The organism is Streptosporangium sp. NPDC002544 (genome assembly GCF_040295965.1).
Lineage (GTDB): Bacteria > Actinomycetota > Actinomycetes > Streptosporangiales > Streptosporangiaceae > Streptosporangium.
The window spans coordinates 170,738-183,740 of the sequence record NZ_JBEOWJ010000020.1; the positions used below are offsets into that span (position 1 = coordinate 170,738).

13 protein-coding genes are annotated in these 13,003 nt (G+C 69.8%); 6 read left to right on the forward strand and 7 right to left on the reverse strand.

The genetic code is table 11. The annotated features are described in order from the left end of the window. Positions 1–62 precede the first annotated feature (62 nt). Both ABT061_RS28560 and ABT061_RS28565 read right to left on the reverse strand, forming a co-directional pair. Positions 63–860 carry an SDR family NAD(P)-dependent oxidoreductase gene (locus tag ABT061_RS28560; protein ID WP_350923656.1) on the reverse strand — a complete coding sequence of 266 codons (798 nt, stop codon included), beginning with the start codon at positions 858–860 and terminating at the stop codon, positions 63–65. Beyond that, positions 857–1,864, reverse strand: coding sequence for an AurF N-oxygenase family protein (locus ABT061_RS28565; protein ID WP_350923658.1), 1,008 nt, complete (start codon positions 1,862–1,864; stop codon positions 857–859). The genes ABT061_RS28560 and ABT061_RS28565 overlap by 4 nt, the downstream gene beginning before the upstream one ends. A 180-nt stretch (positions 1,865–2,044) precedes the next feature. Between ABT061_RS28565 and ABT061_RS28570 the strand changes: the two genes are divergently transcribed. Beyond that, on the forward strand, positions 2,045–3,019 hold the full coding sequence (locus ABT061_RS28570) for a DMT family transporter (RefSeq protein ID WP_350923661.1): 975 nt from the start codon (positions 2,045–2,047) through the stop codon (positions 3,017–3,019). A 13-nt stretch (positions 3,020–3,032) separates the two neighbouring features. Here ABT061_RS28570 and tnpA read toward each other — a convergent pair whose 3' ends face one another. After that, positions 3,033–3,461 carry an IS200/IS605 family transposase gene (gene tnpA, locus ABT061_RS28575; RefSeq protein WP_350923663.1) on the reverse strand — a complete coding sequence of 143 codons (429 nt, stop codon included), beginning with the start codon at positions 3,459–3,461 and terminating at the stop codon, positions 3,033–3,035. A 24-nt stretch (positions 3,462–3,485) separates the two neighbouring features. On the opposite strand from tnpA, the gene ABT061_RS28580 reads away from it, so the two are divergent. Next, entirely contained in the window at positions 3,486–4,628 is a 1,143-nt protein-coding gene (locus ABT061_RS28580) for an RNA-guided endonuclease InsQ/TnpB family protein (protein WP_350923665.1), read from the forward strand. A gap of 53 nt (positions 4,629–4,681) precedes the next feature. On the opposite strand, the gene ABT061_RS28585 is transcribed toward ABT061_RS28580, so the two are convergent. After that, entirely contained in the window at positions 4,682–5,299 is a 618-nt protein-coding gene (locus ABT061_RS28585) for a TetR/AcrR family transcriptional regulator (protein WP_350923667.1), read from the reverse strand. Positions 5,300–5,316: 17 nt separating this feature from the next. Next, positions 5,317–6,252, reverse strand: a complete 936-nt coding sequence (locus tag ABT061_RS28590; protein ID WP_350923669.1) for a sensor histidine kinase — start codon at positions 6,250–6,252, stop codon at positions 5,317–5,319. Positions 6,253–6,417: 165 nt separating this feature from the next. Between ABT061_RS28590 and ABT061_RS28595 the strand changes: the two genes are divergently transcribed. The 4 genes from ABT061_RS28595 (at position 6,418) to ABT061_RS28610 (ending at position 11,150) form a co-directional block, all read left to right on the forward strand. Continuing rightward, positions 6,418–7,596, forward strand: a complete 1,179-nt coding sequence (locus tag ABT061_RS28595; RefSeq protein ID WP_350923670.1) for an acyl-CoA dehydrogenase family protein — start codon at positions 6,418–6,420, stop codon at positions 7,594–7,596. A 31-nt stretch (positions 7,597–7,627) separates the two neighbouring features. Beyond that, complete coding sequence (locus ABT061_RS28600; RefSeq protein ID WP_350923672.1) at positions 7,628–8,608, forward strand: acyl-CoA dehydrogenase family protein; 981 nt, start codon at positions 7,628–7,630, stop codon at positions 8,606–8,608. Between the two features lie 13 nt (positions 8,609–8,621). Further along, the gene (locus tag ABT061_RS28605) at positions 8,622–10,097 is read left to right on the forward strand and encodes an AMP-binding protein (protein ID WP_350923674.1); all 1,476 of its coding nucleotides are present in this window, start codon (positions 8,622–8,624) and stop codon (positions 10,095–10,097) included. A gap of 297 nt (positions 10,098–10,394) precedes the next feature. Further along, positions 10,395–11,150, forward strand: coding sequence for a dienelactone hydrolase family protein (locus tag ABT061_RS28610; RefSeq protein WP_350923676.1), 756 nt, complete (start codon positions 10,395–10,397; stop codon positions 11,148–11,150). Positions 11,151–11,258: 108 nt separating this feature from the next. On the opposite strand, the gene menC is transcribed toward ABT061_RS28610, so the two are convergent. Both menC and ABT061_RS28620 read right to left on the reverse strand, forming a co-directional pair. Then, a complete protein-coding gene (menC, locus tag ABT061_RS28615) occupies positions 11,259–12,359 on the reverse strand; it encodes an o-succinylbenzoate synthase (RefSeq protein ID WP_350923678.1) in 1,101 nt (366 codons plus the stop codon). A gap of 205 nt (positions 12,360–12,564) precedes the next feature. Beyond that, positions 12,565–13,003: dipeptidase (locus ABT061_RS28620; RefSeq protein ID WP_350923680.1), on the reverse strand; the 439-nt coding region annotated here is incomplete at its 5' end.

The window sequence follows — 13,003 nt, forward strand, 5'->3', positions numbered from 1 at the left end:
GGAGCCGTGCCCCGCGCGTGCGCGGCACGGCTCTTCGGGGGCGCCGGCCGGTCGGCGCCCCTTCAGCGCCCGCTCAGGCGGCGGACGGCGAGGGCGGCCACCCGGACGGCGGCCGAGGGGGAGAGGCGGGTACCGCGCCAGGCGAGGCGGCCGACGGCGGGCGCCACGATGAGGGCGCGATTGCGGGCCATGCCCCTGATGATGTCGGCGGCCAGCGCGTCGACGGAGTAGAGACGGCCCATGGTCCTGCTCGCCGACTCGCGGGCGCCGGCGCCGGTCGGGGTCTGCGGCAGACCGGGATTGGCGTTGTCGAGCAGCGGGGTGTCGGTGAACCCGGGGCAGACCACGCTCACCCGGACACCGTGGGCGGCGGCCTCGGCGCGCAGGGCGAGCGAGAGCCCGACCACCGCGTGCTTGGTCGCCGTGTAGGGCGCCATCAGCGGCGCGGGGACCAGCCCGGCCAGGGACGCGGTGTTCACGATGTGCCCGAAGCCCTGCCGCTTCATGATCGGGTAGGCCGCGTGGACGCCGTGGACGACACCGCGCAGGTTCACGTCGATCGTCCGGTTCCAGTGGTCGAGGGTGAGCTCGTCGACGGTGCCGCCGACCGCGATTCCGGCGTTGTTGAAGACGACGTCGAGCCGTCCCCGCTCGGCCGCCACCCGCTCGACGAGATCGGCCACGGCCCGCGCGTCGGAGACGTCGAGCGTCGCGGCCGAGCCGCCGAGCTCCTTGGCGGCACGCTCGGCCCCGGCGCCGTCCAGGTCGGCGATGACGACGTGCGCGCCGCGCCTGGCGAACTCGCGGGAGACGGCCCGGCCGATGCCGGAGGCGCCCCCTGTCACGATCGCCGTTCTCATCTGCCCGCCTTCCCGGTCCGTGTCGTGCCGGGCGCCGGGGGCGCCCAGATGCCCATCGCCTTCCACACCCGGCGCTGGACGGGGTTCATCAGGCCCAGCTCGGCGCAGAGCTCGCGGGTCTTGCCGATCGAGTCGCGGATCTCCGCGGCCATCTCGGGGTTGCCGGTGTAGACCTCCCTGACGACGTCCTCGGGGATGCCGAACGTCCTGATCATCGAGCCTGGCGGTGAGAGCATGATCCGGGCCATGATGCCCAGGATGACAGGGGAGACGAGGCCCAGTGTGAAGCGCCGGTAGCGGGGCATCCGGGGCACCCGGCGGCGCAGGTAGTGGCGGGCGAAGGAGATGTGCCTGGCCTCCTCGGCGATGTGAATCCGTATGATCGTCTCCTCCAGCGGATGCCGGGCCCTGCCCGCTTTGATCATCTTGCGCTGCACGTGGTCGATCGGGTCCTCGCCGCCGAGGACGAAGACGAAGAAGAGCTCGGTGGAGATCAGCGGGATCCACGGGGTGATCTGCGCGAGCAGGCTCAGCGGCCCCGGCATGCCCTTTATTGGAAGTTTCGTGCGGTTCACGAACTCTTGGAACATCATCCCGTGATGTCCCTCTTCGATGGTCTCGTGGTAGACGTAGCGGAACTCGGGGGAGCCGTTCGGCAGCCGGTACGCGTAGTTCAGCAGCCCGCGCTTGAGCAGGTTCTCGAACTGCAGGCCGATCTTCATGGCGGTCGCCACCCGCCACAGCCCGATCCTGGCGCGGATCTCGGGAGGCTGTGCCCGGTACCAGGCGTGGCCGCCCAGCCTGTCGACCTCGGGCAGCTCCCAGCGCGGGTCGTCCTGGAAGACGAGGAACTCCTGCTCGTCCCAGGGGATGTCGACGTACGGCTCCCAGTGCTTGTCGACGGACGCCTTCGAGAGGCGCCCTATGACCGCCTCGTACGCGCGTCTCTCGGTGACCTGCTGGTCGCCCTCTCTGTCCGCGGCGGTCTCTGGGGCTGGTGTCATCGCTGCCCTCCCATCGGATGTCTGCGCTAATTGTACGAAGCATCTAATAAGACGGAAAGTCCCGCGGAGGTATGAGGTCCCTCGCACCGGTGTGACGTCCTTCACTCAGCGTTGTATTAAGGCCACTCCTGCTCCGGTCGGTGACCTGTCCGTCGCTGCAGGTGATGTAACCCTTCGACTATGGCAGTGGTCGCAGCCCCCCGGCCCCTTCTGGGAATCGCGCTCCTGACCTTCGTCAGCGCCGCCTGGGGGTCGGCTTTCCCGCTGATGAAGGACCTCATCGTCCGCATGCCCGTGGCGGACCTTCTCGCCGAGCGGTACGGCATCGCCACGGTCGTGCTGGTCGCGCTCCGCCCGAGTAGCCTGCGAGGGCTCTCCGAGAGCACCTGGCTGATCGGCATCCTGCTCGGCCTGCTGTTCGGCGTCGGCCAGACGGTCCAGGCGGTCTCGCTGCACGACCTGCCCTCGTCGGTCTCGGGGTTCACGGTCGGCTCGTACGTGGTGATCACCCCGGTCCTCGGGCTGGTCCTGCTCGGCGCCAGGACCTCGGCCAGGATCTGGGTCGCGGTGGCGCTGGCGACCGTCGCGATGACCGTGTTCACCCTGCTGAAGGGCGTGGAGGGCGACATCTCCCCGCCCGCGCTGGTCGCCACCCTGGTGTCGGCCGTCCTGTACGCGGCCCACACGCTGGTGCTCGGCAACTCCGCCGAGGCGCGGCGGCACGCCTACGCGGTCACGGTCATCCAACTCGGCGCCATCGCCGTCATGACGGGCGTCCTCGCCCTGCCGGGCGGCCTGACCCTGCCCGCCACGCCGGCCGACTGGCTGATCCTCGGCCACCTGTCGATCGTGGCCTGCGCCCTGGGTTTCCTGGCCCGCTCGTGGGGCCAGGTCCACGTGCCGCCGGTGCCCGCCACGGTGATCCTGTCGACACAGCCGCTCTGGGTGACCGTCCTGGCCGTCGCGCTGTACGGGGAGTCGCTCACCCTGAGCGTCTTCCTCGGCGGAGGGCTGATCGCCCTCGCCATGCTCCTGGTCGTGCTGCCCAGGGGGCTGTTCAGCGTGATCTGGCGTGGAATCCCGGGCAGTTCACGCCCGGGAGGAAACGACAGCACGGGAGGGCCGCCAGGGCCCGAGCGGTGCGGTGACCGGTAGGCCGTCGAGCGGCTCAGCCCGGGCGTCTCTGGTCTTCGATGTACTCCTTGATGATCGATAGGGGTGCGCCGCCGCAGGAGGCTGCGAAGTACGACGGCGACCAGAAATGCCCGCCCCACAGATACTTATGGATATGTGCCGGATACTCCTTGCGCAATAGCCGGGCGGACACGCCCTTGAGGCTGTTCACCAGCGTCGAGAGGGCGACTTTGGGTGGGTAGTGCACGAGCAGGTGCACGTGATCTTCCTCGCCGTTGAACTCGACCAGCTCCGCCCCGAAACCGTCGCACACCTCGATCATGATGTCTTCGCAGCGACGCAGGATCTCGCCGGTGAACACACCTCGCCGATACCTCGAGACAAAGACCAAATGTGCATGAAGCGCGCAAACAACGCTTCGACCTCTTCTTATATCGGGGCTCGGTTCCCATCTCGGTGACATGGACCTAACGCTAAAGTGTTCGAGGTGAAGCTGGTGGTGCAGGTGAGACTCCTGCCGACGCCCGAGCAGGCGGCGGCGCTGCAGGCGACCCTGCACGCGGTCAACGACGCGGCCACCTGGGTGGCGGCGCTCGCCCACCACCAGCGGGTATTCCGCAATTACGACCTGCGCAGGCACGCCTACGGGCAGATCAAGGACGACTACGGGCTGGCGGCTCAGGCCGCGCAGCATGTCATCAAGAAGGTCACCGACGCCTACGCCACGCTGCACGCCAATCTCCGCAACGGCAACGTGGGCAGGCCCGGCTCCGCGCGGCGCGAGCGGGCCTTGGCCAAGCCGATCGTCTTTCGCCCCGGCGCGGCCCAGCCGTTCGACGACCGCTGCCTGTCCTGGCAGATGGACGCGCGCACAGTGAGCATCTGGACCACGCGCGGGCGAATGAAAAACGTGGCGTTCGCCGCCTCGGCCGATCAGCTCCAGATGTTGGCCGCCTACCGCAAGGGCGAATCGGACCTCGTATACCGCGATGGCATGTGGTTCCTCATCGCCACCTGCGACCTGCCAGAGGTGCCGGTGCGCACCCCGAACGGATTCCTGGGGGTGGACCTGGGGATCGCCAACATCGCGACCACCAGTGGCGGGGTTCGCCACAGCGGCAAGGGCCTGAACGCGGTCCGCCACCGCCACCGCGAGCTGCGCCGCCGCCTGCAGGCCAAGCAGACCAAGTCCGCCAAACGGCTGCTGAAGAAACGCCGCCGCAAAGAAGCGCGCTTCGCCGCCGACACCAACCACACCATCGCCAAACGCATCGTGACCGAGGCGCAACGCACCGGGCAAGGCATCGCCCTGGAAGATCTCCAGGGCATCCGCGACCGGGTACGGCTCCGCAAGCCCCAGCGGGTCACGTTGCATTCATGGAGCTTCCACCAGCTCGGCCGGTTCATCGCCTACAAGGCGGCCCGTGCCGGTGTCGCTCTGATATTCGTGGACCCGGCCTACACCTCGCAGGCCTGCTCGGCCTGCGGGCACGTGGACAAGAAGAACCGGCCCGACCAGGCCGGCTTCGCCTGTACGTCGTGCGGTTTCGCTGAGCACGCCGACGTCAACGCAGCTCGTAACATCGCCTCGCGCGGTGTCACAAGCTGGGCAGTGAGTCACGCTGCCTGACGCGGACCAGACCGTCGAAGCCACCGACGGCGAGGAGCTGCAAGCTCAGTCCTTCAGGGCTGAGAAGCTGACCTCAGTTCGGCGGGGGAGAGGCCCAGTTCCGCCGCGGCGGCCGTCTGGATGAACTCGGTCATGCGCGCCCGGGAGAGCAGCCGCCTGTGCACCGTCACCTGGGTGGCCAGGCCGTCGATGAGAGACATGATCCGCCAGGTCGAGCCCTCGGGGTCCGCGCAGACGAAGGTTCCCGCCGCGACGCCGTCGTCGATGATCGCGTGAAGCGCCTCCTTCCACCGCGTGTCGATCCTGCGGGACGTCTCCTCAAGCTCGGAGTTGCGCATCGACTCGGCCCAGGCGTCGATCCACAGGGCCCACGACTTGGTCTTTCCGCCGGGGGGATAGAACCTGAGCAGGGCCCGCAACCGGTCGAGGGGTGAGCCGCCCGACTCCTCCACCCTGGCGAGCGCGTCCAGATGGAGTTGGGCCGCGTAGGAGAAGGCCTGGGCGAACAGCTTCTCCTTGGTCTCGAAATGGTAGAAGAGCAGCGCCTGGCTGACGCCGGCCGCCTGCGCGATGTCCGCGGTTCGGGTGTGACCGAACCCCTGGGCCGCGATGACATCGCAGGCGGTTCGGAGCAGATCTTCACGACGTAATCGCCCAAATCCCCTTGCCACAAGGGAACCCTAGCGGGTCAGGGGGCGCCGTCCTGGTCGGGGTGCAGGGGGATCCGCAGGACGAACCGCGCGCCCCGGACGCTGTCCTCCAGCCTCAGGATGCCGCCGTGGGTGCGGGCGATCTCCCTGGCGATGGGGAGTCCCAGTCCGGTGCCTCCCTCGTCCCTGTTGCGGGAGGCGTCCAGCCGGGCGAACCGCTGGAAGACCAGCTCCCGCTGCTCGGGCGCGATCCCGGCGCCGTCGTCGAGCACCTCCACGACGGCCGTTCCGTCGTCCCTGGTCACGCTCACCGAGACCTTGGAGTCGGCGTGCCGTTCGGCGTTGTCCAGCAGGTTCGTCAGCAGCCGGGCCATCCGGAGCCGGTCGCCGGTGATCGCCACCCCCGGCTGCAGCTCCCTGTCGATCCGGACGTTGCGCCGGTGCCTGTCCAGCTCATCGCAGACAAGCATGCCCAGGTCGATCCGCTCGTAATGGGCGGGCACCCCGGAGTCGAGCTTGGCCAGTGTCAGCAGGTCCGAGACGATCGCCTGAAGCCGGTCCAGGCTGGCGAGCATCGCGTGGGCCTTCGCCGTCCAGTCGATGTCGTCGGGGTAGCGCAACGCCTCCTCCACCTGGGCGCGCATGGCGGTGAGCGGGCTGCGCAGGTCGTGCGAGGCGTCGGAGGCGAACCTGCGCTGCTGCTCGGCCGAGGCCTCCAGCCGGTCCAGCGTCTGGTTGATCGTCTCGGCCAGTTGCCTGATCTCGTTCCGCGCGGCCGGCACCGGCACCCGGCGGCCGATGTCGGTCGCGGTGATCTCCTCCAGCTCGCGTCTGATCGCCTTGACCTGCACGAGCGCCGTCTTCACGGCCCTGAGTGTCACGATCGTGAAGGCGGCGCCGCCTATCACGATGGTTGTCGTGACGGCGGTGAGCGTCAGCCGACGGTGTACCGACCGCGCGTTCCCCGCGAACACTTCACTCCTCGGCGCTGAATAGGGCCACTAGGCGGATTAATTGCCGTTTCCTGGTGATTGATGGCCAAGAAGGGGCAAATATCCTTTCACCTTCCCCTGCAGAGCATTGCTCTGTACGGCTGATCGGGTGCTGGCTAGAGTAAGTGAGCACTGATTGGAGCGGACATGAATCTTCAGGAGTACCGGCGGCGTGCCAGGACCTGGCTGGAGGCCAACGCTGGCGACGTCGAGGCCGAGGCCACCCCGGACGCGGGTGGGGTCGCTGCCGCGAAGGCCTTCATGGCGCGCATGTACGACGCGGGCTACTCGGGGATCGGCTGGCCGAGCGAGTGGGGCGGCCAGGGGCTGACCCAGGCGGAGGAGCGGGCCTTCGCCGAGGAGGCCGCGGGCTTCACACTGCCGACCTACGTCTTCTCCATAGGACTCGGGATGTGCGGGCCGACCCTCGTCGACCTCGGCACCCCCGAGCAGAAGGCCAGGCACCTGCGTCCGCTGCTGCGTGGCGAGGAGATCTGGTGCCAGCTCTTCTCCGAGCCCGGCGCCGGCAGCGACGTCGCCGCCCTGCAGACCCGGGCCACCCCGGCCGAGGACGGCTGGACGGTCACCGGGCAGAAGGTCTGGACCTCGGTCGCCCAGCACGCCTCCTACGGGCTGCTGCTCACCCGCACCGACGTGGACGCGCCCAAGCACAAGGGCCTTTCGATGTTCATCGTGGACATGCGCGCCCCCGGCGTCACGGTCCGCCCGCTGCGGGACATGACAGGCCGCGCCCACTTCAACGAGATCTTCTTCGACGACGTGCACATCCCCGCGGAGAACCTGGTCGGCCAGGTCAACGACGGGTGGAGCTGTGCGGTCACCACACTCCTGCACGAGCGTCTGTCCATCTCCAGCGGCGTCGGCATGGGCGGCCGCAAGGACAACCCGGTCGCCTTCGAGGTGCTGCGCCACACCGCCGACACCGCCGACCCGGTGGTCAGGGACCAGCTCATCGAGCTGCACATCCGCTCCCGCGCGCTCGCCCTGTTCAACGAGCGCCTCTCCCAGGAGACCAAGGCCGGCGTCTTCCCCGGGGCCAGGGGCAGCGCGGCCAAGCTGCTGCTGGCCGAGCTGACCATGTTCCAGGCCGACCTCGCCACCTCGCTGGCCGGGCCGGGGGCCGTCGCCTACGAGGAGGGTGGCGGGCGGCTGGCCGAGGCCGTCTCACTCGCTCCCGCCATGGCCCTCGGCGGCGGCACCAACGAGATCATGCGCAACATCATCGGCGACCGGGTGCTCAACCTGCCGCCCGAGCCGCGGGTGGACAAGAACGTGCCGTTCAAGGACCTCAAGGTGAACGGGTGACCTCCGGGCTCGCGCAGAAAGGCGGAAACATATGAAGCTCGTGCTCACCGAGGAACAGCGGGAACTGCGCGGCGCGGTCCGTGCCTTCCTCGCCTCCGCCTCGCCGCTGCCCGAGGTCCGGCGGGCCGTCGAATCCGAGACCGGCCACGACCCCGAGGTCTACCGCAGGCTCAACGGCGAGCTCGGGCTCGCCGGCCTCGTCGTCGGAGAGGAGCATGGCGGCGCGGGGGCCGGGTACGCCGAGCTCGCGGTGGTCCTGGAGGAGACCGGCGCGGCGCTGCTGCCGGGCCCCTTCCTGGCCACCACCCTCGCCACGATCCTGCTGACCGAGGTGGGCGACAAGGAGCTGCTGCCCGGCATCGCCGCGGGGACCACGCTCGCGACCGTCGCCCTCGACGGCGGTCGTGCGCTCAACGGTGCCGAGGCCGACGTGGTCCTGGCGATCGAGGGGCCGCGGGTCCTGGCGGTCAGAGGCGGTGACCGCACCCCGCTGACCACCCTGGACATCACCCGCAGGCAGGCGAAGGTGGATCTGGGCGCGGGCGAGGAGATCGCCTCGTCGACGGAGGGCGTGGCGAGGGCCAGGGACCTGTTCGCGGTCGCGGTGGCCGCCGAGCAGCTCGGCGTGCTGCGCGCCTCGCTGGACGCCATCGTCGGCTACGCCAAGCTCCGGGTGACCTTCGGCCGCCTCATCGGCTCCTACCAGGGCGTCAAGCACCGGCTCGCCGACATGCACTGCAAGCTGGAGCAGGCCGAGTCGATAGTCCGCTACGCGGCCTGGGCCGCGGACGAGGCGCCCGGCGAGCTCTCCTCGGCCGCCGCGCTCGCCCAGGCCTACGTCGGCAGGGCCTGCTTCGAGGTGGCCCGGGACAACCTCCTGCTGCACGGCGGCATCGGTTTCACCTGGGAGCACGACGCGCATCTCTACTACAAGCGCGCCAAGGCCGACGAGGTGCTGCTGGGCGCGCCCCGCACGCACCGTACCCGCCTCGCCGAACTGCTGGAGCTCTAAAGGAGGAACGTCCATGGCCGACATCAGCGGGCTACCCACCTTCTACCGGATCGCCGAGGCCGATCCCGGCCGCCGCGCGCTGATCCACCCCGACGGCGCCGTGACGACCTACGGAGAGTTGCTGGCCACGGTCAACCAGGTCTCACACGGCCTGCGGGCCCGCGGGCTCGGCCGAGGCGACGTGGTCGCCGGAGTGCTGCCCAACGGCATCGACGCGGTGGTCATGCTGATGGCCACCGGGCAGGTGGGGCTGTACTACGTACCGGTCAACTGGCACCTCACGGCCGCCGAGATCGACTACATCCTGGCCGACTGCGACGCCCGGGTCGTGGTCGCCGACCCGTCGTACTCCGTCGAGAAGGCCGTCGGCGTGGCCGAGCTGGCCGAGGGGCAGCCCACGACCGCCCCTGACGACCGCTCGGGCGGCGGCGTCATGTGGTACACCTCGGGCACCACCGGGTTCCCCAAGGGCGTGCAGCGCCCGCTCTCCAGCCACGAGCCGGAGGCGACCGTCCCGCTCTACACCTGGTTCCTGGGCGAGGTCTGCGACCTGCGGGCCGGCGACGAGATCCACCTGGTGACCTCGCCGATGTACCACTCCGCGCCGTGCGCGCACACCATCTTCGCCCTCCACCTCGGGCACACCCTGGTGATCGCGCCCAGGTTCGAACCGGAGGCCATTCTGGAGCTGGTCGACAGGTACCGGGTCGGCAACGCGCTGATGGTGCCGACCATGTTCCACCGGATGCTGCAGCTTCCGGCGGAGGTCAGGGCGCGCTACGACGTGTCGTCGCTGCGGCAGGTGGTGCACACCGGCGCGGCCTGCCCGGTGGCGGTCAAGAAGGGCATCATGGACTGGTGGGGGCCGGTGCTGTACGAGTACTACGGCTCCACCGAGACGGCCATCGCCTTCTCCGTCAAGCCGCACGACTGGCTGGAGCGTCCCGGCACGGTCGGCCGCCCGGCCCCGACCTTCGAGGCGAGGATCCTCGGCGCGGACGGGGAGGAGCTCCCCGCGGGCGAGCCCGGCATGATCTACGTCAGGTCGGGCACCGGCGGTTTCGAGTACCGCAAGGACCCGGAGAAGACCGCCGCCAGCATGCGCGGTGACTGGTACGCCCCCGGTGACATCGGCTTCATGGACGCGGACGGCTTCCTGTTCCTCTGCGACCGCCGCACCGATCTGATCGTCTCCGGCGGGGTGAACATCTACCCCGCGGAGATCGAGGCGGCGATCCTGGAGCACCCGGCGGTCGCCGACGTCGTGGTGATCGGCGTGCCCGACGAGGAGTGGGGCCACCGGGTGGTCGCCCTGATCCAGCCGGTGCCCGGCCCCCGCCCCTCGGTCGAGGAACTGCTGGCACACCTCGGCCCGCGGATCGCCCGCTTCAAGCACCCCAGGGTCATCGAGTTCCGCGACGAGCTGCCCCGCACGCCCACCGGGAAGCTCTCCCGCTCCAAGGTCAGGGAGGAGTATCTGGCCTCCTGACGGTCCCGTGCCCGTACGCCCGGCGGACCGGGGCGTTCGCCTCCGGTCGACGGGAACGCCGGGGAGGGGCTCCCCGATCCGCTCGCGCCGGGCCGCCGCGTGAAAGAGGCGCGGAAACCTCAATTCCTTGAAGCGCTTTTCGTGACCACTGTTTAATCGCTCGTATATCGATAATTAATTTATCCATGATATCATGTTGGAAACCATCGAATAAGTGCGGCTAATGTTTCGGGCGTAAACTCCAGTCAATTCAAAGGAGTGTCGTCCGTGTGTTACGACGCAGCTGCCGCCCCGCCTGTGCCGAATGCTCCGATCACCCGGGCGGAGGCCGCGCAGGCCATCCTGACCTCGGGTGACGGCACGCGCGTCGGCGCATTTCTCGCCCGCCCCGAGAAACCGTCAGGGGTGGGGGTGCTCGTTCTCCCCGACAATCGCGGACTGTCGGGCTTCTACCAGCAGCTCGCCGTACGGCTGGCGGAGCTGGGGCACACCGCGGTCGCGATCGACTACTACGCGCGCACCGCCGGAACCGACTACCGCGACCGGCCCGAGAGTTTCGCCGACATGGCCACGCTCATGCCGGACCATCTCGCCAGGCTGACCTCTGAGGGACTGTCCGCCGACATGTCGGCCGGTGTCGAAAGGCTCCGCGAGAGCTGCCACACCGTGGTCTCCCTGGGGTTCTGCATGGGGGGCAGGTTCGCGTTCAACACCGCCGCCCCCCGCTTCGGCCTCGACGGGGTCATCGGGCTGTACGGCTTTCCCGGCGAGCTCAACGGGGCTCCCGGCCCCATCCAGCTGGCCCACCTGATGACCGCGCCGGTCCTCGCCCTGTGGGGCGGTGGCGACGAGAACATCCCGCCGGCCATGGTGACCGCCTTCGACGACGCCCTCACCGCCGCCGGGGTCGGGCACGAGTTCGTCACCTACCCGGACGCGCCCCACGGCTTCTTCGATCATCAGCTTCCCGACTTCGCCGACGCCTCGGCCGACGCCTGGCGGCGCATCACCCGCTTCATCTCCGCCACCGCCCAGGAGGCCATCGCGAAGTGAGACCGGTCGAGTCCCGGACGTGATCGGTCGCGCGTCCGACCGGCTCCGGCGGCGGAATCTCGCATCCGTGACCGGGCTTCGGGCCGGCCGCTTCGCGGGAGCCCGTGGTCAGCGGGTGATCCACTCGGTGGAGGTGGTGACCTCCCGCAGCACGCCGGGGATCGGCTCGACGCCGATGCCCGGCCCGCCGGGGACGTCCAGATGGCCGTCGCTCAGCTCGAAGGGCGGCGTGATGTCCGTCGTGTAGTAGCGATGGGAGGCGGAGATGTCGCCGGGCAGCGTGAAGCCGGGCAGGGCGGCCAGGGCGACGTTGGCGGCGCGGCCGACGCCCGTCTCCAGCATGCCGCCGCACCAGACGGCGACGCCGTGGGCGCGGCACAGGTCGTGGATGCGCCGGGCCTCCAGGTAGCCGCCGACCCGGCCGGGTTTGACGTTGACCACGGAGCAGGCGCCCAGCGAGATGGCGGCGGCCGCGTCGGCGGCCGACTCGATGGACTCGTCCAGGCAGATCGGGGTGGTGATCCTGCCGGCCAGCCGGGCGTGCTGGACGATGTCGTCGTGGGCCAGCGGCTGCTCGATGAGCAGCAGTCCGAAGGGATCCAGCCTGGCCAGGTGGGGCGCGTCGGCGAGGGTGTAGGCGGCGTTGGCGTCGACCTGGAGGAGCAGGTCGTCGCCGAAGCGCTCCCGTACCGCGCGGACCGGTGCCAGGTCCCAGCCGGGCTCGATCTTGAGCTTGATCCGGACGTAGCCCTCGTCGAGATAGCCCGCGACGGTGTCCAGGAGTTCGGGGACGGAGTTCGTGATCCCGATCGACACCCCGGCGGGAACGCGGTCGGCGGCGGCGCCGAGGAAGGAGGCGAGGGACTGACCGGACGCGCGCAGCCAGGCGTCCAGGACCGCGCTCTCCAGGGCCGCCTTCGCCATCCGGTGGCCTTTGAAGGGCTGCAGCGCGCGGCCCACGCCGTGGACGTCGGCACGGGCGGGCAGGGCCGGGATGAGGAAGCGGCGCAGCACGTCGGCGGCGGCGTCGACGTACTCGGGGGAGTAGAGCGGGTCGGACATGGCCACGCACTCGCCCCAGCCCTCCGCCTCGGGGGTGACCACGCGGAGCAGGAGCACGTCGCGTTCGGTCTCCGTGCCGTAGGAGGTACGGAACGGCGTGACCAGTGGCATCGCGACCCGCCTCAACTCGATCCCGGTGATCTTCAAGCTTCCTTCTCCCATTCGTCGCACCGGGTTCCATTGTCATGCCGGGGGCACCCCCGCGTCGGGAGTATCCGCCTGGGGGCCGCCGCTCCACGAGGTGGCCCGTCTCACGGCCGAGGCCGATCGCCTCCTTGCGGCAGGCCGCCCGCTGTCTCGCGGAGGAGCGGCCGCCGCCCCCGTCCCAGCTCGGCTCATGCCTCCGCGAGGCTCAGGCGGGCCTGCCCAGCTCGGCGCGGAACAGCCGGTGCACGTTGCCGCCGATGATCTTCACGATCTCCTCGTCGGCGAAGCCGTGCTTGAGCAGGGCGTCGGTGACCAGGGGCAGGCCGCTCGGGCCGGACAGTCCGGGCAGGGTCGCGCCGATGTCGATGCCGCTGTAGCCGGGTTCTTCGCAGCACGGGGGAGTGACGTCGTGCATGACCTCGCGGATGAAGTCCGGACCGAGCCCCACGTGGTCGATCCCGCCGACGCTCACCACGTGCTCGATGTGGTCGACCAGCCGGTCCACCGTGTACTCGGTGACGTCCTCCGTCAGGAAGGCGGGCAGGAAGTTGACGCAGACCACGCCGCCGGTGGCGGCGACGCCGCGGATCTGGTCGTCGGTCAGGTTGCGGTGGTGGTCGCGCAGCGCGCGGGCCGAGGAGTGG